The 23149-nt window shown below is 66.9% G+C and carries 20 protein-coding genes and 2 pseudogenes; 13 read left to right on the top strand and 9 right to left on the bottom strand.

All coding sequences use genetic code 11. The annotated features are described in order from the left end of the window. Nucleotides 1-333: 333 nt before the first annotated feature. The 3 genes and pseudogenes from ACW17Z_RS14850 to ACW17Z_RS14840 form a co-directional block, all read right to left on the bottom strand. Nucleotides 334-455, bottom strand: a pseudogene (locus tag ACW17Z_RS14850) (hypothetical protein); the annotation flags it as partial. A 56-nt stretch (nucleotides 456-511) separates the two neighbouring features. Continuing rightward, entirely contained in the window at nucleotides 512-718 is a 207-nt protein-coding gene (locus ACW17Z_RS14845) for a hypothetical protein (RefSeq protein ID WP_492056558.1), read from the bottom strand. A 317-nt stretch (nucleotides 719-1035) separates the two neighbouring features. Beyond that, nucleotides 1036-3993, bottom strand: a complete 2958-nt coding sequence (locus ACW17Z_RS14840; RefSeq protein ID WP_492056557.1) for a class I SAM-dependent DNA methyltransferase — start codon at nucleotides 3991-3993, stop codon at nucleotides 1036-1038. A gap of 104 nt (nucleotides 3994-4097) precedes the next feature. Between ACW17Z_RS14840 and ACW17Z_RS14835 the strand changes: the two are divergent. Continuing rightward, nucleotides 4098-4209, top strand: a pseudogene (locus ACW17Z_RS14835) (hypothetical protein); the annotation flags it as partial. A 9-nt stretch (nucleotides 4210-4218) separates the two neighbouring features. Here ACW17Z_RS14835 and efp read toward each other — a convergent pair. After that, nucleotides 4219-4785 carry an elongation factor P gene (efp, locus tag ACW17Z_RS14830; RefSeq protein ID WP_419318500.1) on the bottom strand — a complete coding sequence of 189 codons (567 nt, stop codon included), beginning with the start codon at nucleotides 4783-4785 and terminating at the stop codon, nucleotides 4219-4221. A gap of 136 nt (nucleotides 4786-4921) precedes the next feature. Here efp and epmA point away from each other — a divergent pair, with 136 nt between their 5' ends. The 4 genes from epmA (at nucleotide 4922) to ACW17Z_RS14810 (ending at nucleotide 9440) form a co-directional block, all read left to right on the top strand. Further along, a complete protein-coding gene (epmA, locus tag ACW17Z_RS14825) occupies nucleotides 4922-5971 on the top strand; it encodes an EF-P lysine aminoacylase EpmA (protein ID WP_492058540.1) in 1050 nt (349 codons plus the stop codon). Between the two features lie 171 nt (nucleotides 5972-6142). Next, nucleotides 6143-7180, top strand: coding sequence for a lysine-2,3-aminomutase-like protein (locus ACW17Z_RS14820; protein WP_492056556.1), 1038 nt, complete (start codon nucleotides 6143-6145; stop codon nucleotides 7178-7180). A gap of 128 nt (nucleotides 7181-7308) precedes the next feature. Further along, nucleotides 7309-8187, top strand: a complete 879-nt coding sequence (locus ACW17Z_RS14815; RefSeq protein WP_419318504.1) for a 3-hydroxybutyryl-CoA dehydrogenase — start codon at nucleotides 7309-7311, stop codon at nucleotides 8185-8187. Nucleotides 8188-8216: 29 nt separating this feature from the next. Next, nucleotides 8217-9440, top strand: coding sequence for a DUF418 domain-containing protein (locus tag ACW17Z_RS14810; RefSeq protein ID WP_492056555.1), 1224 nt, complete (start codon nucleotides 8217-8219; stop codon nucleotides 9438-9440). A gap of 50 nt (nucleotides 9441-9490) precedes the next feature. On the opposite strand, the gene ACW17Z_RS14805 is transcribed toward ACW17Z_RS14810, so the two are convergent. From ACW17Z_RS14805 to ACW17Z_RS14790, 4 genes are all read right to left on the bottom strand, one after another. Continuing rightward, nucleotides 9491-9871, bottom strand: coding sequence for a type II toxin-antitoxin system VapC family toxin (locus tag ACW17Z_RS14805; protein ID WP_419318508.1), 381 nt, complete (start codon nucleotides 9869-9871; stop codon nucleotides 9491-9493). A gap of 72 nt (nucleotides 9872-9943) precedes the next feature. After that, nucleotides 9944-10177, bottom strand: a complete 234-nt coding sequence (locus ACW17Z_RS14800; protein ID WP_492056554.1) for a hypothetical protein — start codon at nucleotides 10175-10177, stop codon at nucleotides 9944-9946. Between the two features lie 79 nt (nucleotides 10178-10256). Continuing rightward, nucleotides 10257-12152: a ferrous iron transport protein B gene (feoB, locus tag ACW17Z_RS14795; protein WP_492056553.1), complete on the bottom strand. Its 1896-nt coding sequence runs from the start codon at nucleotides 12150-12152 to the stop codon at nucleotides 10257-10259. Next, a complete protein-coding gene (locus tag ACW17Z_RS14790) occupies nucleotides 12149-12478 on the bottom strand; it encodes a FeoA family protein (protein WP_492056552.1) in 330 nt (109 codons plus the stop codon). Before ACW17Z_RS14790 ends, feoB begins: the two co-directional genes overlap by 4 nt. A gap of 192 nt (nucleotides 12479-12670) precedes the next feature. Between ACW17Z_RS14790 and tipF the strand changes: the two genes are divergently transcribed. From tipF to ACW17Z_RS14775, 3 genes are all read left to right on the top strand, one after another. Next, nucleotides 12671-13933 carry a flagella assembly cyclic-di-GMP phosphodiesterase TipF gene (tipF, locus tag ACW17Z_RS14785; RefSeq protein WP_492056551.1) on the top strand — a complete coding sequence of 421 codons (1263 nt, stop codon included), beginning with the start codon at nucleotides 12671-12673 and terminating at the stop codon, nucleotides 13931-13933. Between the two features lie 84 nt (nucleotides 13934-14017). Beyond that, nucleotides 14018-14743, top strand: a complete 726-nt coding sequence (locus tag ACW17Z_RS14780) for a methylated-DNA--[protein]-cysteine S-methyltransferase (protein WP_492056550.1) — start codon at nucleotides 14018-14020, stop codon at nucleotides 14741-14743. Further along, nucleotides 14740-15426, top strand: a complete 687-nt coding sequence (locus ACW17Z_RS14775; protein WP_492056549.1) for a 2OG-Fe(II) oxygenase — start codon at nucleotides 14740-14742, stop codon at nucleotides 15424-15426. The genes ACW17Z_RS14780 and ACW17Z_RS14775 overlap by 4 nt, the downstream gene beginning before the upstream one ends. A gap of 3 nt (nucleotides 15427-15429) precedes the next feature. Here ACW17Z_RS14775 and ACW17Z_RS14770 read toward each other — a convergent pair whose 3' ends face one another. Further along, nucleotides 15430-15996, bottom strand: coding sequence for an NnrU family protein (locus ACW17Z_RS14770; RefSeq protein WP_492056548.1), 567 nt, complete (start codon nucleotides 15994-15996; stop codon nucleotides 15430-15432). A 141-nt stretch (nucleotides 15997-16137) separates the two neighbouring features. Between ACW17Z_RS14770 and ACW17Z_RS14765 the strand changes: the two genes are divergently transcribed. The 5 genes from ACW17Z_RS14765 to ileS all read left to right on the top strand — a co-directional run bounded on the left by ACW17Z_RS14765 (nucleotide 16138) and on the right by ileS (nucleotide 23070). Beyond that, the gene (locus ACW17Z_RS14765) at nucleotides 16138-17001 is read left to right on the top strand and encodes a TIGR01459 family HAD-type hydrolase (RefSeq protein ID WP_492056547.1); all 864 of its coding nucleotides are present in this window, start codon (nucleotides 16138-16140) and stop codon (nucleotides 16999-17001) included. Between the two features lie 59 nt (nucleotides 17002-17060). Continuing rightward, nucleotides 17061-17483, top strand: coding sequence for a MaoC family dehydratase (locus tag ACW17Z_RS14760; protein WP_492056546.1), 423 nt, complete (start codon nucleotides 17061-17063; stop codon nucleotides 17481-17483). Beyond that, complete coding sequence (locus ACW17Z_RS14755) at nucleotides 17483-18424, top strand: bifunctional riboflavin kinase/FAD synthetase (RefSeq protein ID WP_492056544.1); 942 nt, start codon at nucleotides 17483-17485, stop codon at nucleotides 18422-18424. The genes ACW17Z_RS14760 and ACW17Z_RS14755 overlap by 1 nt, the downstream gene beginning before the upstream one ends. Nucleotides 18425-18670: 246 nt before the next feature. Continuing rightward, complete coding sequence (locus tag ACW17Z_RS14750) at nucleotides 18671-19759, top strand: S1C family serine protease (protein ID WP_492056543.1); 1089 nt, start codon at nucleotides 18671-18673, stop codon at nucleotides 19757-19759. Between the two features lie 347 nt (nucleotides 19760-20106). Beyond that, on the top strand, nucleotides 20107-23070 hold the full coding sequence (gene ileS, locus ACW17Z_RS14745; protein WP_492056542.1) for an isoleucine--tRNA ligase: 2964 nt from the start codon (nucleotides 20107-20109) through the stop codon (nucleotides 23068-23070). Nucleotides 23071-23149: the final 79 nt, after the last annotated feature.

Raw genomic sequence — 23149 nt, 5'->3', positions numbered from 1 at the left:
AGCTTCGGTTTCCCGAAGTCCCGAAGGTCGGGGGGCGTGGGGCCAATCCTGACCAACACTCGCCTTGATCCCCATCCACGCCGACGGCGGGCGGGTCCTGCAACGCCAGGATCCCCGGACGCGCTTCAGTATCCCCCTGAAGCCCAGCCCCGCTCGATCACCCCCCGCCGCCGCAATGGTCGCTGGCCTTGCGCCCTTCCCGTGCGACGAGGTGGGACAAGAATACGGGCGGTTTGAACGCGTCTGACGGGCGCGATCAACTATTTTACAAGCGGTTGATTGGGCTGGGTTTCATTTCGGAAAGGACGGGGATCCAGCGCCCTCTATCCCCATACCTCCCGTCATTCCCGCCCTTGTGGCGGGAACCCCTGGTTCAGCGGACACGTGAAGCGCCAGCGAAGTGCGCGCGCACTTCGCCCCTCCAGCACCTGCGGCGGTACGAGGGGTTCCCGCCACTTGGCTTGCCCTCGGGCCGGCAAAGCCGGTCCCGGGGGGCGGGAATGACGGAGGGCTATGAGAGGCGACGGGCCGTCCGACCGCCCCCTGCAGTCAAGGGGCCGTCGCTGCCGGGCTGGCGCCTCAGCGCCCTGGCGCGAGCCACCACCTGGACGGCGCGCGCGAGGGCCTCAGCCCCATCCAGGCGGGCGTCAGCCAGATAGGCGGCGATGGCGTCTTCGGTGTCCAGATACACCGCCGGATCAAAGGGCAGGGTTTCCACGTCAGATCTCCACAGCCAAGGCCTTGGCGCGGGCGATATCCCGCGCCTGAGACCCCTTGTCTCCGCCACAGAGTAACACACCGCCTCGCCCCCCCTCCTCTCCGTCAAAGGACAGGCCGCCCCGGCGGTCAGGCCACGCCCTGAAACCCATGGAGGCGAGCTTGCTCTGAGGACAGGCCGTGTCAATGACCGGCCAGAGGCCGGCCGCGCGCGGCGGCGCGGCGCGCCGTCATTGACACGGCCTGTCCTCAGAGCTCCAATTCCACCAAGGGTTTTAGGGTGGGGGCCCACCCGCTGGTGGCGGATGGGCGAGCGATCTACCGCCCCGCCGCCGCCCGTTCCTGATTGAGCGCGAACAGACGCTCCAGAACCTCATCGTCCGACAGGCCGTCGGGCCAGCCATAGGCGGCGGCGACGGCGGCGTCCAAACGCTTGTGGGCCATGTCCAGCCAGGCCGGACGCTGGTTGTAGAGGTTGGTCAGGGTGCGCTTCTTCAGCTCGACCGCCGCCTCGGGGCTGACCGGCAGGATGCGGTCGGGATAGCCGGGCACGACCTCGGGCTCGATCCGCACAAGATCGGTAGGATTGAGCCAGGCCTCGCGCTTGGCGTTCAGATCGGCCGCCGCATCGACGATGGCGATGGCGCGCGGGTCGACGGCATAGTCGGCGGCCGGGATGTTGGGCGTCAGCCCTTCCGGGAAGGGGAAGGTCTCGAAGGTGGTTGAAATCGTATATCGCGGATCATTTCCAGCGCCGTGCCATGACCCGGCTGCAAGAGCCCACTTTTCATGAAACCTTGAATGTAAAACTCCAAATGAACATTCATCGTCCAGAGTAACTACCTGCAACTTGTGGTCAGGAAGCACCCTTGAATCAAGCCACATAAATAGTCGATGCTTGGACACCTCGGGCGTGACCATTAGGCGCGTCAAATGCGGGACTCGCTTCATCAATCCCTGGCGCGCCTCGACGTGCTTCCACCAATTGAGCCGGTAAGCTTCGCGATTGTTACGATCACGCTCAGGTTTCACGAAAAGCAGGGCATGGCGAAACGGCGTCTCAAATAGAGCCGCCTCTGCCTCGCTCATGGTCCAGCCGAAGTCGATAATCCACTTATCAGCCGACCGTCTCGTCATATCCATGGCGTTGCGCCAAGGTTTCAAAACATCGCTGTTGGGCCGACCATTGGGATTGAGGGGCAGCCTCAGCCACTCACGGGCGACCTCACCTGGAACATCGAAGGCGCCGCCCTTGGTGTCGCCCATGAACGCTACGCCTGCGTTTTCCTTGAGGCGCAGCGCCTTGGTCAAATCCGCAACCGCCCCGGTCAGATCAGCGTTGACTTGGTCAGCCGCGCGCCCCTCCACCCGTCGCTCAATGAACCCCTCGCCGAAGCCAAACATCGAAACGCGCACGGCCGCGCCGTCCAAGGCCCAAGGCTCATCCGCCCAAGCCTCCATCAGGGCCCCGGCGTCGGCGATCGGGTCGAGCACTTTGCGGCTTGCCCCGCCTCGCACGGAATTGGTGGTGACTAATCCTGCGCGCTTGCCACTGGGCGACTGGACGACTTCCCACGCCTTCTCGACCCAATAGGACACGAAATCGGCCTCGGCTGGAACCTTGCCGCGATAGGTCGCGAACAACTGCTCCACATAGGTGTCGCCCAGACTGTCGCGCAGTCGTTTGCCGCCCAAAAACGGCGGATTGCCCACGATCACATCGACCTCCGGCCAAACCGCCTCGGTCCCATCCGCGTTCAACAAGGCATCCCGGCACTCGATCTGGTCCAGCGACGACAGGATCGGCTCGGCCAGGCCGGTATAGTTATTCTTGGCGTTCCATTGCAGATCGCCGATCCACAGGGTCACGCGGGCCAGTTCAGCCGCATAGTCCTCGATCTCGATGCCGCGCACCGATTGCAGGCCCACGCGGGGGGCCGGAACCTCGATGCCCAGACGAGCGGCGTCGACCAGGGCGCGGCGTTCGATGTCCTTGAGGGCGTGCAGGGCTACATACAGAAAATTGCCACTGCCGCAGGCTGGGTCCAGCACGCGATAGGCGGCCAGACGGCTGAGAAACGCCTCCAGCCTATCCTTGGCTTGCCCCAGGGCGGCATCGGCCCGTTTGGCGATGGCGGTCAGGGCCTTGCGGCGGCCCGCCTCGCCGGCCTTGGCCTTGTCGGGGTCTTGCCGCATGGCTTCGGCGGCGGCTTCCAGCACCGCCTTGCGCTCGACCTCGGTGGCGGCGCGGGCCTCCATGGCGGCGGCGATCTCGGCCAGGGCCGCGTCCCATTCGGCCATCAACGGCCAGGTGATCACCGGATCGATGATCTTCAGGATCTTGGCGCGGTCGGTATAGTGGGCGCCCAGGGCGGCCCGCTCGCGCGTGGCCTTCAGCGCCTCTTCGAACATGTTGCCAAACACCGACGGGTCCAGTTCTGACCAGTCGTGTTCGGCGGCGGTGTCGCAGATCAGCTTGATGTCGGGCCGTTCCAGCGGCAGGGCCGGCTTGTCGTCGAACAGGCCGCCATTGAACCAGCGGATCACATCGGCGCCGAACAGGCCGCCTGCGCTCATCTTGGCGAACAGCGCGTCGAACTGCGGTGCGGTCTCGGCCGCCGGGCGCAGCTGCATCGACCGGGTCATGCGGGTGAACAGGCCCTCGGGCAGCAGCTTGGCGTCCTCGGCGAACATGCAAAAGACGATGCGATTGAGGAAGTGGGCCACGTCGCGCGGATCGTGGCCGCGCTCCTGCAGGCGGCGGCCCAGATCACCGAACCGCTGGGCGACCTTGGCGGTCAGTTCCTGGGGGCTGATCCTGGGCTTGAGGCTTTCGGAGCCCTCGAACACCAGCCGCAGCACGGCCAGCTTTTCCGGCTCGTGCAGGTCATCGAGCGTGAACTCGATCTTGCGGCTGATGGTGTTGGTCCAGTTGGTGTGGACGATGATCCGCTCCATGTCGGAGACGATCAGATAGGGCGGGTTTTGCAGGTCCAGCGCATAGGCCTGAAGCTGGCGCAGGGCGGCGTCGAGGTTCTTGTGCTTGCCCTTGTATTCCCAGCCGAAACAGCCCTTGCGCCAGACATCGGCCCAGCCGTCGCCGCCGCCGGTCTTGCCGGCCCCGCGCTCAAAGCAATAGTGATCGCCCAGCGGGTCGTCTTCGGCGGGGGTGGGCTCGCCCAGCAACCGGCACAGGTCGATGAAATGTTCCTGCGACCCCTGCCGCTCTCGCAGGCGGCTGTCGCTCCATTTCTTGATGAACTGCGCGGGGGTCATGCGGTCTCCGACTCAACCTGCGAACCATAGCCGCTGGCCGTCCGGGCCCAAGAAAAAAGGCCCGGCGCTTTCACGCCGGGCCTTCTGATCTCTTCCTTCTCCCCTTGCGGGAGAAGGTGTCGCCGTCAGGCGACGGATGAGGGGTCGCGCGGACGGTTCTGAGAAACCCCTCATCCGTCCGCTGCGCGGCCACCTTCTCCCGCAAGGGGAGAAGGACACCCGTCCCTAGTCCTTGGCGCGTTCCTGATACGAGTTGTCCTCGGTCAGGATCACCACCCGCACGCCCACGGCGATATAGGGCGGAACGGTGGTCTTGATGCCGTTGCTGAGCAGGGCCGGCTTGTAGGACGAGCTGGCGGTCTGGCCCTTCACCGAGGGTTCGGTGTCGACGACTTCCAGGATCATGGTGCGCGGCAGTTCGATGGCGATCGGGATGTCGTTGTGGGTCGACAGCTGGACCGTCATGTTCTCCTGCAGATAGGGCGCGGCGTCGCCGATCACGTCCGGGCTGGCCACGACCTGGTCGTAGTTTTCCGGGTTCATGAAGTGGAAGCCCTCGCCATCCTGGTACAGGAAGGTGTGGTCGCGCTGGTCGACAAAGGCGCGCTCGACCTGCTCGGTGGTGCGGTAGCGTTCCGAAACCTTCACGCCGTCGCTGATGCGGCGCATGTTCAGCTGGGTCACCGGGGTGCCCTTGCCGGGGTGGATGTTGTCGACGGTCAGAACGACATACAGGCGGCCGTCCATATCGACGACGGCGCCTTTGCGGAGCGAGCTGGCGGCTACCTTCACTTCTTCAGTCCTTGGGCTTTCCGGGCGCTGCCCGGAGACGGCCGCGCGAATGGAGTAGAGATCTTGTGACCGCCCTCCTATAGCGAACGCGGCAAGATCGCCAGTCTCTGTTGCGGGAGCTCCCTTGGCCGCTGACATGCCTTCTGCCCCAAGGTCACCGTGGTGGACGCCGTCGGTTCACGCCGACCGCCGGCCCTTCCTGCTGGCCCGCAACGCCATCACCCGCGCCGTGCGCGGCTGGTTCGAGGGCCAGGACTTCGTCGAGGTCGAGGTCGCCGCCCTGCAGGTGTCGCCCGGCAACGAGGCCCATCTGCACGCCTTCTCGACCACCTTGACCAGCCTGACGGGCGAGCCGGACCAGGCCTTCTATCTGCACACCTCGCCGGAATTTGCCTGCAAGAAGCTGCTGGCGGCGGGCGAGGAAAGGATCTTCGATTTCGCCCGGGTGTGGCGCAATCGCGAGCGCGGGCCGCTGCACCATCCCGAGTTCGTGATGCTGGAATGGTACCGGGCCGGGGCGCCCTATGAAGTGCTGATGGACGACTGCGCGACCTTGCTGGCCATCGCGGCCGAGACGGCGGGGACGCGTCGGTTTTCCTTCCGGGGCCTGGACTGCGATCCCTTCGCCCCGCCCGAGCGGCTGAGCGTGGCCCAGGCGTTCTTGCGTCATGCCGGCGTTGATCTGCTGGCCAGCCTGGGTCCCGATGGCCAGACCAACCGCGACGGGCTGGCCGCTGCGGCGCGGGCGGCGGGGATCCGGGTGGCCGACGACGACAGCTGGGCCGACATCTTCAGCCGGGTGATCGTCGAGAAGGTCGAGCCCCGGCTGGGCGTCGGGCGCGCCACCCTCCTGTGCGAATACCCCGTGGCCGAGGCCGCCCTGGCGCGGCCCAAGCCGGGCGACCCGCGCGTGGCCGAACGCTTCGAGCTGTATGCCTGCGGGGTGGAGCTGGCCAACGCCTTTGGCGAGCTTACCGATCCGGTCGAGCAGCGCCGCCGCTTTGTGATGGAGATGGACGAGAAGGCGCGGATCTATGGCGAGCGCTATCCCCTCGACGAGGATTTCCTGGCGGCTCTGGCGATCATGCCCCAGGCGTCGGGCTGCGCCCTGGGCTTTGACCGGCTGGCGATGCTGGCGGCGGGAGCGACCCGGGTGGATCAGGTGATGTGGGCGCCTGTGGCCTAGTCACTCGCCCCCTACGGATCGCTTCGCGATCGTCTTCCCCCGGCGGGGGAAGAGGAAGAGCGCGGACCTCATCTTCCCCCTCCGGGGGAAGACGGCTGCGCAGCAGCCCGTAGGGGGCAAGTGCGCCAACATTGTATCTGCAGCCATTTTGCCCCATATCCCGCCCCTCCCATGCCCCCCGCCCACACCCTTCGCAGCGCCGCCGCCCTGGCCGACGCCGGCCTGATCGCTCCCGAGCGCCTGCCGGCGCTGGAGCGCGTTGCGGCGCAATATGCGGTGGCGATCACCGCCGACATGGCCGCCCTGATCGAGCCGGCCAACCAAGCCGACCCCATCGCCCGCCAGTTCTTGCCGCAGGTCGCCGAGCTGGTCAGCACGCCCGGCGAGGATCCCGACCCGATCGGCGACCTGACCCACAGTCCGGTCGAGGGCGTCGTCCATCGCTATGCCGACCGGGTGCTGCTCAAGCCCACCCACACCTGCGCGGTCTATTGCCGGTTCTGTTTCCGCCGCGAGATGGTGGGCCCCGAGGGGCTCAAGACCCTGTCGCCCGCCCAGTTGGACGCCGCCTTCGCCTATATCGCCGCGCAGCCGGAGATCTGGGAGGTGATCGTCACCGGCGGCGATCCGCTGGTGCTGTCGCCGCGCCGCCTGCGCGACATCGGCGAGCGGCTGGCGCAGATCGAGCATGTGAAGGTGGTGCGCTTCCACACCCGCGTGCCGGCCGTGGATCCGGCGCTGATCACCGGCGAGGTGGTCGACGCGCTGAAGGCCAGCGGCAAGGCGGTCTATGTCGCGCTGCACGCCAACCATGCCCGCGAGCTGACGCCCGCCGCCCGCGCCGCCTGCGGCCGGATCGTCGATGCGGGCATCCCGATGATCAGCCAGACCGTGCTGCTGGCCGGAATCAATGATGATCCCCAGACCCTGAGCGCCCTGATGCGGGCCTTCGTCGAGACGCGGATCAAGCCCTATTACCTGCACCATCACGACTATGCGCCCGGCACCGCCCACCTGCGCACCACGATCGATGAGGGCCAAGCGCTGATGAAGGCCCTGCGTGGCGCGATCTCGGGCCTGTGCCAGCCGACCTATATTCTCGACATCCCCGGCGGCCACGGAAAGGTCCCGGTGGGGCCCGGTTATCTGGACAACGGGACGGTGGAAGACCCTGAAGGCCGGGCCCATCCCTATCCCCCTGCGGGATAGCGCGACACTTCCCCGCTGCGTCGCAGCAAAGCCTTGGCGAGGGCGTGCTTTCTCGTGCTAGAAAACGCATCACAATTCAGGGCGCGGACCAGGGTCCCAGCGCCGTATCAGGCGAAGGCTTGGCGTTCATGAGTGAAATCAAGTCTGTCGGCGTAATCGGCGCTGGCCAGATGGGCTGCGGCATCGCGCATGTCTGCGCTTTGGCGGGCTATGAGGTTCTGCTGCACGACGTGACGCGCGACCGCATCGACGCGGGCCTGGCGCTGATCGAGAAGAATCTGGCCCGCCAGGTGGGTCGCGGCATCATCGACGAGGCCGCCATGGCCGGGGCTCTGGCCCGAATCAAGCCCGCCGAGGGCCTGGACGCCGTGGGCCAGACCGATCTGGCCATCGAGGCGGCCACCGAGAACGAAGAGACCAAGAAGGCCATCTTCCGCAGCCTGCAGCCGCACCTGAAGCCCGACACCCTGCTGGCCTCGAACACCTCGTCGATCTCGATCACCCGCCTGGCCTCGGCCACCGACCGCCCCGAACGGTTCATCGGCCTGCACTTCATGAACCCGGTCCCGCTGATGAAGCTGGTCGAGATCATTCGCGGCATCGCCACCGACGTGCCCACCTATGAGACGGCCGTGACCTTCGCCAAGTCGCTGGGCAAGATCACCAGCAACGCCGAAGACTTCCCCGCCTTCATCGTCAACCGCGTGCTGGTGCCGATGATCAACGAGGCGATCTACACCCTCTATGAGGGCGTGGGCACGGTGGACGCCATCGACACCGCCATGAAGCTGGGCGCAAACCACCCGATGGGCCCGCTGGAACTGGGCGACTTCATCGGCCTGGACACCGTGCTGAGCATCATGAACGTGCTGCATGAAGGCCTGGCCGACAGCAAGTACCGCCCCTGCCCGCTGCTGGTGAAATATGTCGAGGCCGGCTGGCTTGGCAAAAAGGCCGGACGCGGGTTCTATGACTATCGGGGCGAGACGCCGGTTCCCACGCGCTAGGCGTGCGGCGTCTCCGATGAGGGGCGCCAATGACCGAGACTCAGACCTTGCGGCCGGTGACGGCCGGCGATCGCCATATGAGCCTGGACGTCCTGCGGGGCCTGGGCGTCATGGGCATCCTCGCGGTCAACGCCGTGGCCTTCGCCCTGCCGATGGACGTCTATATGACGCCCAACCTCTCACCCTTCTCGATGGACGGGGCCGAGGGTGACGCCTGGTGGGTGGTGCAGACCTTCTTCCACTACAAGTTCGTCACCCTGTTCTCGATGCTGTTTGGCGTGTCGCTGCTGCTGGTCGGCGGCGAGCGCAGCGACAAGCCGCGCGGGGCCCTGCTACGCCGCAGACTGGGCTGGCTGACCCTGTTTGGCCTGATCCACGGCCTGTTGATCTGGTATGGCGACATTCTGCTGCTCTATGCCGTGACCGGCTTTGTGGTGCTGCTGTTCCGCTCCTGGAAGCCGCGCACCCTGTTCATCGTCGCCATTACGATCATCCTGCTGGGGTCGGCCCTGGCGATCCTGCCGATCATGGCCCTGGACTTCGCCCCGGCCGCGACCCGCGCCGAAGTGCTCAAGGAGATGTCCAAAGGCAGCCCGGCCGACATCGCGGCCGCCATCGCCACCGTCAAGTCCGGCCTGGCCGGGGCCATGAGCGTCAACTTCAAGGCTTGGATGTTCCTGCAGCCGGTCAGCCTGCTGGTCGTGATCTGGCGAACCGGGGCCCTGATGATGCTGGGCATGGCGCTCTACAAGTGGGGCTTCCTGACCGGGCGCGCCCCGAGCTGGGTCTATGCCCTTCTGGTCGCCTTCGGGGCGGTCGGCCTGTGGGTGACCGGCGTGGAGTCGCGCGAGAAGCTGCTCATTGATTTCGCCCAGCCGCGCTCCAGCGGGGCCCTGCAGATCGGTTTCGAGTTCCTGACCCTGCCCATCACCCTGGGCTACGCCTCGCTGGCGATCCTGCTGCTGAAGCTGGACCTGCTGCGCAAGCTGCTGACGCCCCTGGCCCGGCTGGGCCAGATGGCGTTCACCAACTACATCAGCCAGTCGATCATCATGACCACGATCTTCTGGGGCGGGCGCGGACTGGGCCTGTATGGCGACGCCAACCGCGTGGACCTTTGGGTGATCGTCGCGATCATCTGGGGGATGCAGCTGATCTGGTCGCCGCTGTGGCTGTCGAAGTTCTCGATGGGCCCGCTGGAGTGGGTCTGGCGGCGGCTGGCCTATGGCAAGGGGCTGGCGAGGACGGGTTAGCCCAGGGTCGCCGGCAAACGCCTCCTCAAAGGATCGGCGCGCCGTTGAGCCTACCAGAGGGTCGGGACGCCGTAGTCTCCGATCATCCGATCACGGGTGACGAGGATCGCGTCGTTGCGGTTCGCTTGAGCGATCAGCAGACGATCCCACGGATCGCGATGCACGGATGGCAACCGACCCGCGTCGCGGGCGTCCTGCCATCGCAGGCCTATCCATGCCAAGCCCTGTGCCTGCACGGCGTTGTCCAGGTCGAGCGGCATGCGCTGAAGTTCAGCGTCTCGGGAGCGTTTATACTCGATCTCGTAGGCGGAAACGGGGCTTACAAGAACTTCGTTGCGCCTCGCCGAGATCGCTTCGAACGCAGTCTTCGACAATCTGGTCGCATCAATCACGCTCCAGATGAACGCATGGGTGTCGAGAAGAAGCCGCATTTGAACGCCCCGAAATTCTACCTATAGGGGCATTCATTGATCGACACGCGCAAGGGCGTTTTGGGGTCGCTGTTAGTCCTTGGGGAAAATGGGATTGTCCATTTCCGCCTCTATCTCCGGATCGGGACCAATGAAGAGGTCATCCGGGATGTTGAGATTGAGATGGCTCCATGCACCCAAGGTGCGGCGCCCCTCCTCAACGGCCTTCGCCTCTGGCGGCGGGGGATTGGCGATCGCCACCGCCTCTCCGGCGAAGGTCAGCACAACCTCTTCGCCAGCTCGCACATGAGCGACCAACTCGGCCAAAGCGTCCCGCTTGGCGATGTCTACCCGGATCGTCATGACTAAAGCCTAGCACAAGACGTGCTAGCCAACCAATCCGCCCCTACCCCGCGCCCATCGCCACGGCGATATGATAGGTCGCGAACGAGGCCAGGTAGGCCAGGCCGGTCATGTACAGGAACATCACGGTCGGCCAGGTCCAGCCATTGGTCTCGCGCTTGACCACGCCCAGGGTCGCCGCGCACTGCGGGGCGAAGATGTACCAGGCCAGGAACGACAGGGCCGTGGCCAGCGACCACTGCTTGGCCAGCAGGCCGCCCAGGGCGGTGCCGGCCTCGTCGTCGCCGCCGACGGCATAGACGGTGCCCAGCGCCGCCACGGCCACTTCGCGGGCCGCGAAGCCGGGGATCAGGGCCACCGTCATCTGCCAGTTGAAGCCGATGGGGGCCATGACCGGGGCGATGAAGTGGCCGATGCGGCCGGCGAAGCTGTAGTCGATGGCCGGACCGGTCGCGCCCTCCGGCGGATAGGGGAAGGTCGACAGCACCCAGACCAGCACCATCAGCGGCAGGATGATGCGGCCGGCGCGGCTGATGAAGATCCGCGCGCGGGTCCACAGGTTCATCAGCACGTTGCGCGGCTCGGGCCAGCGATAGGTCGGCAGCTCCATCATGAACGGCTCGACCGTGCCCCGCCAGAACACCCGGCGGATCACGAACGAAACCAGCAGGGCGCTGACGATCCCGCCGGCATAGAGCCCGAACATCACCAGACCCTGCAGGGACAGAAAGCCCCACACCGTGGTCTGCGGAATAAAGGCGGCGATGATCAGGGTATAGACCGGGATGCGGGCCGAGCAGGTCATCAGCGGCGCGACCAGAATGGTGGTCAGCCGGTCGTGCTTGTTGTCGATCACCCGCGTCGACATGATCCCGGGGATGGCGCAGGCGAAGCTGGACAGCAACGGGATGAAGGCCCGGCCATGCAGGCCCGCCCCGCCCATGATCTTGTCCATCAGGAAGGCCGCACGGGCCATGTAGCCGCTGTCTTCCAGCAGCAGGATGAAGAAGAACAGGATCACGATCTGCGGCAGGAAGACCAGCACGCTGCCGACCCCGGCGATCAGGCCGTCGGTGATCAGGCTCTGCAGCAGGCCGTCGGGCAGAACGGCGGCGACCAGAGCGCTCAGGCCGGCAAAGCCCGCCTCGATCAGGCCCATCAGGGGCTCGGCCCAGGTGAACACCGCCTGGAACATCACAAACAGCAGCAGGCCCAGGATCAACAGGCCGGCCGCAGGATTGAGCAGCACGTCGTCGATCTTGCTGGTGATGGTGTCGGGCCGCTCCGGCGGCTTCACGCAGGCCTTGAAGATGCGCTGCGCCTCGGCGTGAGCGGCGCGAATTTCGGCCGCGTCGGGTTCGCGCCAGGTGCTGGCGTGCTCGCCGGCCCGGCTGAGGATCAGGGCCTCGGCCTGGGCGAGCAGGTCATCAAGACCCCGCTTGCGGGTCGCCACAGTGGTGACGATCGGGGCGCCGATCTCGGCGCCCAGACTTTCCAGGTCAATGCGCAGGCCCTGGCGCTGGGCGATGTCGTACATGTTCAGCGCCAGCACGAACGGCCGGCCGACCTGTTTCAGTTCCAGCGCCAGCCGCAGGACCAGCCGCAGATTGGTGGCGTCGGCGACGCAGATCAGCACGTCGGGCGCGGCCTCGCCGGCCAGGCGGCCAAGGATGGCGTCGCGGGTCACGACTTCGTCGGGACTGCGCGCGCGCAGGGAATAGGTGCCGGGCAGGTCGAGAAGGCGCAGGGTCTGGCCAGCGGCGGTGGTCACAACCCCTTCCTTCCGCTCAACCGTCACGCCGGCATAGTTGGCGACCTTCTGGCGGCTGCCGGTCAGGGCGTTGAACAGGGCGGTCTTGCCGGAATTGGGATTGCCGACCAGGGCGATCCGCGCCGGCCCAAGGGAGGCGGAGGTCAAAATAGCGGTTTCGGTGGTCAAGACTGGGTCCCGTCAAACTGCACGGTCACTGCATGCGCCTCGCGCCGGCGCAGGGCCACGCGGGTGTCGTCGACCCGCACAGCGATAGGGTCGCGGCCGAACAGGCCCTCGTGCAGGACCTCGACGCGCGCGCCCTCGACAAAGCCCATCTCCAGAAGCCGCCGCTCCAGTTCCTCGGCATCGACGGCCTCGGCCGCGCCGGTCTGGCCGGTGACGCTGACGATCACCCCCTTGTCGCCGCGCGAGGCTTCGCCCAGCGAACGCGCGCAGGGCGGCTCGGCAAGATCGGCGTCAAGGCCGGAAACCAGGGCAAGACCGTCGGACATCGAGACTCCCGCGAAAACTTGCGAGTGATTATCAGTTCAGGACCGCGCTGTCGATGCGGCGTTCTCGCAAGGTTGAGTTATGATGCCCGGCCTCCTGAGGAGCGAGGCGGAATGGCGCAGGGGCGTTAATCTGTTCGACTCTTGAGGCCTGGACCGGTCTGATTGCCTGTAACGATTCGCGTGGACGGACTGATGCGAAGGCTGATGCTGGCGCTGCTTACGGGCGCCTATCTTTGTCTGGCTCTGATCATCTCCCTGGTGCTGTGGCGCACGGGGGCGGCTCCGGCTGTCGGTCTGTCAGCCTTCATCGGCACGCTGGGGCTGTGCTTTGCCTTCCACGGCATGATCGCCAACACCTTCGAGTCCGCGCGCACCCGCATGGACATCGACACGGTGCGCGAAGCTCACGCCATCCTGCTGGACCAGATCGAGAAGATCGACGCCCGGATGACCGAACTGGTCGAGAGCGTCGCGATCGACGCCCAGCGCCGTTCCGAAGAGCTGTCGACCGAGGTCCACCAGCTGGAAGACCTGATCGCCACCATGAACGACCGCCTGGAGCACCAGCTGACCCACCAGGTCGCCGCCGCCCGCGTCGAGGTTCGCGGCCGCACGCCGCAGTCCAATGTGATGCTGCAGGTCGTGCAGGAGGCCCTGGCCGAGAACCGGGTCGATCTGTACCTGCAGCCCATCGTCAGCCTGCCCCAGCGCCGGACCGTGTTCTACGAAAGCTTCTCGCGCCTGCGCGACGAGACCGGCCGGGTGATGATGCCCGCCGAATATCTGGCCGTCGCCGAGCCGGAAGGCCTGATGACCGCCATCGACAACCTGCTGCTGTTCCGCTGCGTGCAGATCGTGCGCCGGCTGGCCAAGCAGGACCGCAAGGTCGGGATCTTCTGCAACATCTCGCTGGCCAGCCTGGCCGATGAGAGCTTCTTCCCGCAGTTCCTGGAATTCATGCAGGCCAACAAGGACCTGGCCGGCGCGGTGATCTTCGAACTGGGCCAGGCCGCCTTCGAGCGTCGCGGCGCGGTCGAAGCCCGCCACATGTCGCGTCTGGCCAGCCTGGGCTTCAGCTTCAGCCTCGACAAGGTCAATGACCTGGATCTCGACTTCCAGGACCTGGCCCGCGCCGACGTCAAGTTCCTCAAGGTCGGCGCCCAGATGATGCTGGACCAGCTGCAGGAGCAGGATGGCAAGCTGGTCATCGCCTCCTTGCCCGATTTGAACGCCAGCGACTTCGCCGCCCTCACGCGCCGCTATGGCATCGAGGTGATCGTCGAGAAGGTCGAGGCCGAAAAGCAGATCGTCGATATCCTGGATCTCAACATCGGCTATGGCCAGGGCCACCTGTTCGGCGAACCCCGCGCCATCCGCGACGCCGTGCTGGCCGAGGCCGAGCCGCCGGTCGACTTCATGCGCGGCGCCCTGCGCCGGCGCGCCTCAGGCTGGTGACAGTTTCGGGTATCTGGCCGCAAGCTTCGGAATGACCGGCTGATCCGTCGGGCGCATCTTCCCCTCAACAGAGGAAATGTTCCGATGACCGCTTCGACCTATCCCGACGATGACGCGCGCTGGGACGCCATGCGCCGCAAGGACCGCGCCGCCCAGGGCGCCTTCTACATCGCCGTGCGCACCACCGGCGTCTATTGCGTCGCCAGCTGCGGCGGACAGCCCCTGCGCAAGAACGTCGAGTTCCACGCCACACGGCAGAGCGCCCGCGACGCCGGCTTCCGCGCCTGTCTGCGCTGCAAGCCCGACGTCGAGCGCGAGGTCCTGCGCTACGCCATCGTCCCATCCAGCCTGGGCCTGACGCTGGTCGCCCGGTCGGACAAGGGCCTGCGGTTGGTGACCCTGGGTGATGCAGCCGCCGGGCTTACGGCCGACCTCGAGCGTCGTTTCCCCGCAGCGCGACTGGTCGCCGACCCGGTTGGCCTGAAGACCGAGCTAGCTGCTGTGGCGGCGTTCATCGACCGCCCGGAGAGCCGCCTGGACGTGCCGCTCGACGACCAGGGCACCGACCTGCAGCGCGAGGTCTGGGCGATGCTGCGCCAGATCCCGGCCGGCAAGACGGTGTCCTATGCAGAACTCGCCCGCGCCATCGGTCGGCCGAGCGCCTCCCGCGTGGTCGCCAATGCCTGCGGGGCCAATCCGCTGGCGGTGATCACCCCCTGCCATCGGGTGGTGCGCGCCGACGGCGGCCTGTCGGGCTATCGCTGGGGCGTCGAGCGCAAGGCCGCCCTGCTGGCGCGCGAGGCGGCGTGAGTCCCGACTGGAAGCGGATCGCCGCTGAACTGGACGCCCGCGGCTGGGCCCTGACCGGCCCGATGTTCACCCCGCAGGCCTGCGCCGACCTGACGGCGCTCTATGCCCAGCCTGAGCTGTTTCGCAGCAAGGTGGTCATGGCCCGCCACGGCTTTGGCAAGGGCGAGTACCAGTACTTCGCCTATCCCCTGCCCCAGCCGATCCAGACCCTGCGGATGAGCCTCTATCCGCCCCTGGCCTGGATCGCCAATCGCTGGGCGCAGCGTCTGGGCGAGGAAAGGCGCTTCCCAGAAACCCTGGACGAGATGCTGGCGCGCTGCCACGCGGCCGGCCAGGCGCGGCCGACGCCGCTGATGCTGACTTATGGTCCGGGCGACTATAACTGCCTGCACCAGGACCTGTATGGCGAGCAGGTCTTCCCGCTGCAGGCCGCCTTCCTGCTGGACGAGCCCGGCCGCGACTTCGAGGGCGGCGAGTTCGTGCTGGTCGAACAGAGACCCCGCCAGCAATCCGCCCCGCAGGTCGTGCCCCTGCGCCAGGGCGAAGGCGTGATCTTCGCGGTCCGCGAGCGGCCGGCCGAAGGCGCGCGCGGCGTCCATCGGCGGATATTGCGGCATGGTGTCAGCGAGATCCGCTCAGGCCGGAGGCGGACCCTGGGCGTGATCTTCCACGACGCGACCTGAGCCTCAGCCCAGCGGCGACACCCCGAAGAAGATCCGGTGAAGGAACAGCACGAACAGGACATAGAGCACCGTCCCCGCCACCACCATGATCAGGTCGGCCAGCGGCTTGGTCGCGACAGGCGGCGGCGCGTTGCGGACCAGCACCGAGATCAGGTCGATCACGCCATAGGCCAGAAAGCTGCCGAACAGCAGCACCGAGGCCAGGTCGCCATTGGCCGCCAGGTGCCCCGCCGACCACAGGATGACGCCGATCAGCATCGGATGGCGCACAGTCGCCTTGATGCGCCCGACCGGGCCGTTGGCGCCGGCCAGCAGGATGAAGGCGGGCAGCATCAGACCCATGGCGGCATGCCGGCCCCAGGCCGGCGGGTCATAGAGCTGCGGGGCCATCAACCGGTATTGCATCCAGCCCCAGATGATCAGACCAAGCCCTATCGCCGCGACCAGAGCATAGAGCCCCTTCCATCGACCGGGGTTGGCCGCGACCTGGGCGTCGCGGAACGGTCCAGCGACGATGCGCATGCTGTGAATGCCGAAAAACAGCACAAGTCCCAGGATCAGAATCGCCATCAGGCCCTCATCAGCTTCAGCGGGAGCATAGTCACAGAACGCCGATCGACGAAAGCTCGGCCTCTTGCAAAGCGTGCGCGACAACGACACCTGAGCCTTCCAGCGTTGACGCCCCCCCTCCCGACCGGTACCGCCGCCCCCATGATGGATTTTCCAGACCGCCTCTCGGCTCTCCGCGACCGCTACGACATCGTCCTGTGCGACGTCTGGGGCGTGATCCACAACGGCGTCCAGAGCTTTCCGGAGGCCTGCGAGGCCCTGGTGCAATGGGGCGCGCAGGTGGGTCCCGTGGTGCTGATCTCCAACGCCCCGCGCCCGTCGCATGATGTGGTCTCGCAACTGGACAGCCTGGGCGTACCGCGCGCGGCCTGGAGCGGCTTTGTCACCTCCGGCGACGCCACCCGCGCCCTGCTGGAGGCCCGCGCTCCGGGCAAGGTCTGGCGGATCGGTCCTGATCGCGACGCCCCGCTCTATGCCGGCCTTGACCTGGACCTGACCGGTTCCTGCGAGGACGCCGACTTCATCGGCTGCACCGGCCTGTTCGACGACGAGACCGAGGTCCCCGAAGATTACCGCGACCGCTTGGCCGTGGCGGCCGAACGCGGCCTGACCTTCATCTGCGCCAATCCCGACCGGGTGGTGCAGCGCGGCGACAGGCTGATCTTCTGCGCCGGGGCCCTGGCCGATCTGTACGAAAGCCTGGGCGGCGAAGTGATCATGGCCGGCAAGCCCTTCGCGCCGATCTATGACCTGGCCATCGCCGAGGCGGAAAGACTGACCGGCAAGCCCGTCGACCGCGACCGCGTGCTGTGCATCGGCGACGGCGTCATCACCGACGTTCTGGGCGCGGAAAACCAGAATCTGGCCTGCCTGTTCATCGCCAAGGGCATCCATGGCGAGAAGGCCATCGGCCCGGACGGCCTGCTCAATCCCGAGGCCGTGCTGGCTCTGCTGGCGGCCGACAAGGTCGGGGCCACGCACGCCGTGGGCGATCTGGTCTGGTGAAGACCGAACGAGCCGCTAGATTGCGCCGCAAAGCACAAAAAACCGCAGGGTAACGCGTCATGCAGGGTCTGTTTCTTGAAGAGCTCAGCGTCGGCCAGAGCGCCGATCTGGTTCGCACGGTCGGCGAGGCCGACATCATCGCCTTTGCCGCCGTGACCGGCGACAACAACCCCGTGCATCTCGACGCCGAGTTCGCGGCGACCACCAGCTTTGGCGAGCGCATCGCCCACGGCATGCTGTCGGCCGGCTATATCTCGGCGGTGATCGGTACGCAGCTGCCGGGACCGGGCGCGATCTATCTGTCGCAATCGCTGCGCTTCAAGCGGCCGGTCAAGATCGGCGATGAAGTCACCGCCCGCGCCACCATCACCGAGATCGACGCGGCCAAGGCCCGCGTCACCTTGGCCACGGTCTGTCTGGTCAACGGCAAGCCGGTGGTCGAGGGCGAGGCCCTGATCATGGTTCCGCGCAAGGCCGTCTGATGACGCTGAAAATCGTTCACGGCTGGAAGGACCTGTCGTCCGAAGAGCGCGGCGCGGCCGTGGCGCTGGGCAATTTCGACGGCGTGCATCGCGGCCACCAGCAGGTGATCGCCGAGGCGGCCAGGGCGGCGCTGGCCCTGAAGACGCCGCTGGGCGTGGTCACCTTCGACCCGCATCCGCGCCGGCTGTTTCGTCCGAGCGAGCCGGCCTTCCGCCTGATGACCATCGAGCAGCAGGCCCGCGTTCTGGCCGGCATGGGCGTCGACATTCTCTATTTGCTGCCGTTCGACTTCCAGATGGCCAGCTTCTCGGATCGGGAGTTCGTCGAGCAGGTTCTGGTCGAGGGACTGGGCGTCCGGCACGTGGCCGCCGGCTTCGACATCTCGTTCGGCAAGGGCCGCACCGGCAGCCCCGAGGGGATGAAGGCCTATGGCGTCCAGCACGGCTTTGGCGTCTCGATCGCCGAGCCTGTCGCGGGCAAGGCCGGCGACAAGTTCTCGTCGACCAGCGTCCGCGACGCCCTGCGCGAAGGCCATCCGGAGACTGCGGCGCGGATTCTGGGCCGCCCCTTCGCCATCGAGGGCGTGGTCCGGCGCGGCCAGCAACTGGGACGCACGCTTGGCTTTCCCACCGCCAATGTCGAGATCATCGACTATGTGGTGCCAAGACTCGGCGTCTACGCCACCCGCACCCGCCTCCCCGACGGCCGCGCCGTGCCCGGCGTCGCCAATCTGGGCAACAATCCCACCACCGGCACGGTCGAGACGCGTCTGGAAACCTGGCTGTTCGACTTCGATGAGGACCTTTACGGCCAGGTCATCGAAACCCAGCTGATCGCGTTTTTGCGGCCCGAACAGAAGTTCGATAGCATCGAGCTGATGGTCGAGCAGATCCGCCGCGATGAAGCCCAGGCCCGAGCGATCGTGGCGCCGGGGTTTTAGCGGTCGACACCGAACGCCCCCTCCGTCACGTCGCTTCGCGCCGCGCCTCCTCCCCCGCACGCTTCGCTACGGGGCAGGAGAAGAACAGCCTACCCCTCCTGCCCCGTGAAACGGGGGAGGTGGCGCGATGCGAATACGCATCGTGACGGAGGGGGCGTTCGGTGTCGCCGCTTCGCCCAACCGGCGATCCCCCTATCCCTGGCCAGAGCTTCGCTGTTAACCTCCATTAACCACCACGGGGGCGGGATGTTGAAAGCGCGCAAGTACGAGCATTTTGCCAGAGCGCGCCGCCCCGCGCCCAAGCGCCGTCACGAGATTCTGTCCTATCCGGCCGACGCCCAGTTCGTGTTCGACACCGGCAAGGCCGTCGAGGTCGAGGGCGGCTATTGCGCCCTGCCCAATGGCGACCTGCTGGACGCCTATTCCAACGCCGTGGTCCGGGCGGTCGAGGTCGTGGGGCCCGCTGTGGTCCGCGTGCATCCGATGCTGGAAGACCCGCGCATGCAGGGCATCGGCTCGGGCTTCGCCTTCGCGCCGGGCGGGCTGATCCTGACCAACAGCCACGTGGTTCAGGGGGCCACCCGCTACGTGGTCATCACCGCCGAGGGCCGCAGCCTGACGGCGCGCTGCGTCGGCGATGATCCCGACACCGATCTGGCCATCCTCAAGGTCGACCAGAACATCGACATTCCGATCGCCAGGCTGGGAGATTCCAAGAAGCTGCGACGCGGCCAGCTGGTGATCGCCATCGGCGCGCCGCTGGGCTTTGAGGCCACAGTGACCACCGGCGTGGTCTCGGCCCTGGGTCGTAGCCTGCGCGGCGAGCGCGGCCGACTGATCGAGGACCTGATCCAGACCGACGCCGCCCTCAATCCGGGCAACAGCGGCGGGCCGCTGGTCAATTCCGCCGGCGAGGTGGTGGGCATCGCCACCGCCGTGATCGCCGGCTATCAGGGCCTGTGCTTCGCGGTGGCGGTCAACACCGCCACCTATGTGATCCAGGAACTGCTGGACCACGGCTTCGTGCGGCGCGGCTCGATCGGGCTGATCGCCCAGCAGGCCCCCATCCCCGCCGGTCTGGCCCGCGCCACCGGCGTCACCCAGCCCTATGCGGTGTTCGTCGCCCATGTCGACGCCGGCGGCCCCGCGGCCAAGGCCGGGGTCAAGGAAGGCGACCTGCTGATCCAGGCCGGCGACCAGATCCTGACCGGCCTGGACGATCTGCTGCGAGCCCTGGACCACCACGCGATCAACAAGCCGACGCTGTTCACCCTGATCCGCGAGGGCCGGCTGATGACGGTGTCGATCACGCCGAAGGTGCGGAAGCGGGGGTAGAGGCGGCCAACGCCGTAGCGCCCCCTCCGTCACGTCGCCTATCGGCGCCGCGCCACCTCCCCCGTTTCACGGGGCAGGAGAAGAGCGACATCACCCTCCTGCCCCGTAGCGAAGCGTGCGGGGGAGGTGGCGCGATGCGGATACGCATCGTGACGGAGGGGGCGTCCCGCGCCAGCCGTCCTAGCTCTGGCCTTGCCCGCAACCCTCTGCTATCCCCCAGACCATGACTTTCGTTCGGAAACCTTCGCGAATTATCCGCCCGGCGTAACGCTGGACGCAGGTTCGAGCGCGCGCCGGGATCAAGACCCGCACCCCTTTTCCGAACTTCCCAGCTGGATAGCTCTCCCATGGCCGACGACGCCACGCCCGCCCGCGACTATCGCGAAACCGTCTTCCTTCCCGACACCCCGTTCCCGATGCGCGGGGGCCTGCCCAAGAAGGAGCCCGAGATCCTCGAGGGCTGGGCGGCCCTCTCCGACAAGGGCCTGTACGGCGCCGTCCGCGCCAAGCGTCAGGCCGACGGCGCCCCGCTGTTCGTGTTCCACGACGGCCCGCCCTATGCCAATGGCCCGATCCACATCGGCCACGCCCTGAACAAGACGCTGAAGGACTTCGTGGTCCGTTCGCGCTTCGCGCTGGGCTATGATGTCGACTATGTGCCCGGCTGGGACTGCCACGGCCTGCCGATCGAGTGGAAGATCGAGGAAGAGTTCCGCGCCAAGGGCCGCCGCAAGGACGAGGTCCCGGCCGAGGAATTCCGCAAGCGCTGCCGCGAATATGCCGGCGGCTGGATCGAGGCCCAGAAGGTGGAGTTCCAGCGCCTGGGCATCCTGGGCGACTGGTGGAACCGCTACGCGACCATGGACTTCACGTCCGAGGCCACGATCGTCGCCGAGTTCCACAAGTTCGCCGCCTCAGGCCAGCTCTATCGCGGCTCCAAGCCGGTGATGTGGAGCCCGGTCGAGCGCACGGCCCTGGCCGACGCCGAGATCGAGTACCACGACCATGTTTCGCCGACGGTGTGGGTGAAGTTCCCGGTCAAGGTCTATGACGAGGAGCACTATGCGCTGTCGGGCAACGCCGCCGGCGACAACGTCTTCCGCCTGCCGCCCAACGACGCCAGCGTCGTGATCTGGACCACCACCCCGTGGACCATCCCGGCCAACCGCGCCATCAGCTTCAACCCCAAGGTCGAGTACGGCCTGTATGAGGTGGAAGCCCTGGAGGAGAACCTTGAGTTCGCCCCGTGGTCGAAGGTCGGCGATCGCCTGATCGTGGCCGACAAGCTGGCCGAGGACGTGCGCAAGGCCGCCAAGGTGGCCCAGTGGCGTCGCGCCGAGCCCGTCGATCCAACGGGTCTCGTCTGCGCCCACCCGCTGGCCCAGTTCGACGAAGGCTTTGCCTTCGAGGTGCCGCTACTGGCCGGCGACCACGTCACCGACGACGCCGGCACCGGCTTTGTCCACACGGCCCCCGGACACGGCGCGGACGACTATCTGGTCTGGCTGAAGAGCGGCTACAGCCTCGATTCCATCCCCGACACCGTCGATCCCGACGGCGCCTATTTCCCGCATGTGCCGCTGTTCGCGGGCCTGAAGGTCATCGAGACCGAAGGCAAGAAGGCCGGCAAGTTCGGCCCCGCCAACGGCGCGGTCATGGACAAGCTGATCGAGGCCGGAAACCTGCTGGCGCGCGGCCGCGTCGAGCACAGCTATCCGCACAGCTGGCGCTCGAAGGCCCCGATCATCTTCCGCAACACCCCGCAGTGGTTCATCCGCATGGATCAACCGCTGGAGAGCGGCAAGACCCTGCGCGAGACCGCCATCCAGGCCATCGCCGACACCGCCTTCCACCCCGACGGCGGCCGCAACCGCATCGGTTCGATGGTCGAGAGCCGCCCCGACTGGCTGGTCAGCCGCCAGCGCGCCTGGGGCACGCCGCTGGCCATGTTCGTTGACAAGGACAGCGGCCAGCCGCTGATGGACGAGGCCGTCAACGCCCGCATCCTGGCGGCCATCCGCGAGGGCGGGGCCGACGCCTGGTTCCTGCGTCCCGACGCCGAGTTCCTGGGGCAGGCCTATGACCCCGCCCAGTACGAAAAGGTCGGCGACATCCTCGACGTCTGGTTCGATAGCGGCTGCACCCACGCCTTCACGATCGAGGGCCGGGCCGACAGCCACTGGCCGGCCGACCTCTATCTCGAAGGCTCCGACCAGCATCGCGGCTGGTTCCAGTCGTCCTTGCTGGAAGGCTGCGGCACCCGCGGCCGCGCGCCCTACAAGGCGGTTCTCACCCACGGGTTCACCCAGGATGAGAACGGCGAGAAGATGTCCAAGTCCAAGGGCAACACCATCGAGCCGCAGACCGTCACCAAGGAAAGCGGCGCCGAGATCCTGCGGCTGTGGACGGCGATGGTCGACTATTCGGAAGACCAGCGGATCGGCAAGACCATCCTGGCCACCACCACCGACGCCTATCGCAAGCTGCGCAACACCACGCGCTATCTGCTGGGCGCCCTGGCCGGCTTCGATGAGGCCGAGCGGGTGACGAACTACGACGACTTCCCGCCGCTGGAGAAGTTCATCCTGCACCGCCTGTGGGAGCTGGATGGCCAGGTCCGCGCCGCCTATGAAACCTATCGCTTCGCCGACGTCACCCGGCCGCTGATCGAGTTCTGCCAGGGCGACCTGTCGACCCTGTTCTTCGATATCCGCAAGGACAGCCTCTACTGCGACAAGCCGACGGAACTGCGCCGCCGGGCCTATCGCACCGTGCTGGACTATGTGTTCGAGCGCCTGACCATCTGGCTCTCGCCCCTGACCAGCTTCACCATGGAAGAGGCGTGGATGACGCGCTTCCCCGAGGCGGGCTCCAACAGCCTGCGGGTGATGCCGGAGACGCCGGCGCAGTGGGAAAACCCCGCCGAGGCCGCCCGCTGGGCCAAGGTCGAGATGGTGATGTCGGTGGTGACCGGGGCCCTGGAAGTCGAGCGCCGCGAAAAGCGCATCGGATCGGCCCTGGAGGCCGCGCCGGTGGTGCATGTCGCCGACGCCGACTTGCTGGCCGCCTTCGACGGCCTCGACGCCGCCGAGGTGTTCCGCACCAGCGCCGCGACCCTGGTCGCGGGCGAGGGCGGGGCGTTCACGACCGACGAGGTCAAGGGCGTGTCGGTGGATCCGAAACTGGCCGAGGGCAATAAATGCGCCCGCTCGTGGCGCATCCTGCCCGAGGTCGGAACCGATCCGCGCTATCCGGAGCTTAGCCTTCGCGATGCTGAAGCCGTGGCGTGGTGGGATAGCCAGAAGGCCTGATTTCAGCCCTCTCCCAGAGGGAGAGGGAGGGACCCACGCTTGCGTGGGAGGGTGAGGGGTTACGGAGCAGGACGGCGTG

Source organism: Caulobacter sp. GSs2 (assembly GCF_058680895.1).
This window is presented reverse-complemented; position numbering and strand designations above follow the sequence as displayed.

Bases quoted from the DNA above. Each gene is read 5' to 3' on its own strand.
- ACW17Z_RS14760 (WP_492056546.1), top strand. From the start codon at position 17,061: ATGCAGGGTCTGTTTCTTGAAGAGCTCAGCGTCGGCCAGAGCGCCGAT.
- ACW17Z_RS14820 (WP_492056556.1), top strand. From the start codon at position 6,143: ATGCCCCCCGCCCACACCCTTCGCAGCGCCGCCGCCCTGGCCGACGCC.
- epmA (WP_492058540.1), top strand. From the start codon at position 4,922: ATGCCTTCTGCCCCAAGGTCACCGTGGTGGACGCCGTCGGTTCACGCC.
- ileS (WP_492056542.1), top strand. From the start codon at position 20,107: ATGGCCGACGACGCCACGCCCGCCCGCGACTATCGCGAAACCGTCTTC.
- ACW17Z_RS14790 (WP_492056552.1), bottom strand. From the start codon at position 12,478: ATGTCCGACGGTCTTGCCCTGGTTTCCGGCCTTGACGCCGATCTTGCC.
- ACW17Z_RS14755 (WP_492056544.1), top strand. From the start codon at position 17,483: ATGACGCTGAAAATCGTTCACGGCTGGAAGGACCTGTCGTCCGAAGAG.
- ACW17Z_RS14815 (WP_419318504.1), top strand. From the start codon at position 7,309: ATGAGTGAAATCAAGTCTGTCGGCGTAATCGGCGCTGGCCAGATGGGC.
- ACW17Z_RS14840 (WP_492056557.1), bottom strand. From the start codon at position 3,993: ATGACCCCCGCGCAGTTCATCAAGAAATGGAGCGACAGCCGCCTGCGA.
- ACW17Z_RS14805 (WP_419318508.1), bottom strand. From the start codon at position 9,871: ATGCGGCTTCTTCTCGACACCCATGCGTTCATCTGGAGCGTGATTGAT.
- ACW17Z_RS14780 (WP_492056550.1), top strand. From the start codon at position 14,018: ATGACCGCTTCGACCTATCCCGACGATGACGCGCGCTGGGACGCCATG.
- tipF (WP_492056551.1), top strand. From the start codon at position 12,671: ATGCGAAGGCTGATGCTGGCGCTGCTTACGGGCGCCTATCTTTGTCTG.
- ACW17Z_RS14765 (WP_492056547.1), top strand. From the start codon at position 16,138: ATGATGGATTTTCCAGACCGCCTCTCGGCTCTCCGCGACCGCTACGAC.
- ACW17Z_RS14750 (WP_492056543.1), top strand. From the start codon at position 18,671: ATGTTGAAAGCGCGCAAGTACGAGCATTTTGCCAGAGCGCGCCGCCCC.
- ACW17Z_RS14770 (WP_492056548.1), bottom strand. From the start codon at position 15,996: ATGGCGATTCTGATCCTGGGACTTGTGCTGTTTTTCGGCATTCACAGC.
- ACW17Z_RS14810 (WP_492056555.1), top strand. From the start codon at position 8,217: ATGACCGAGACTCAGACCTTGCGGCCGGTGACGGCCGGCGATCGCCAT.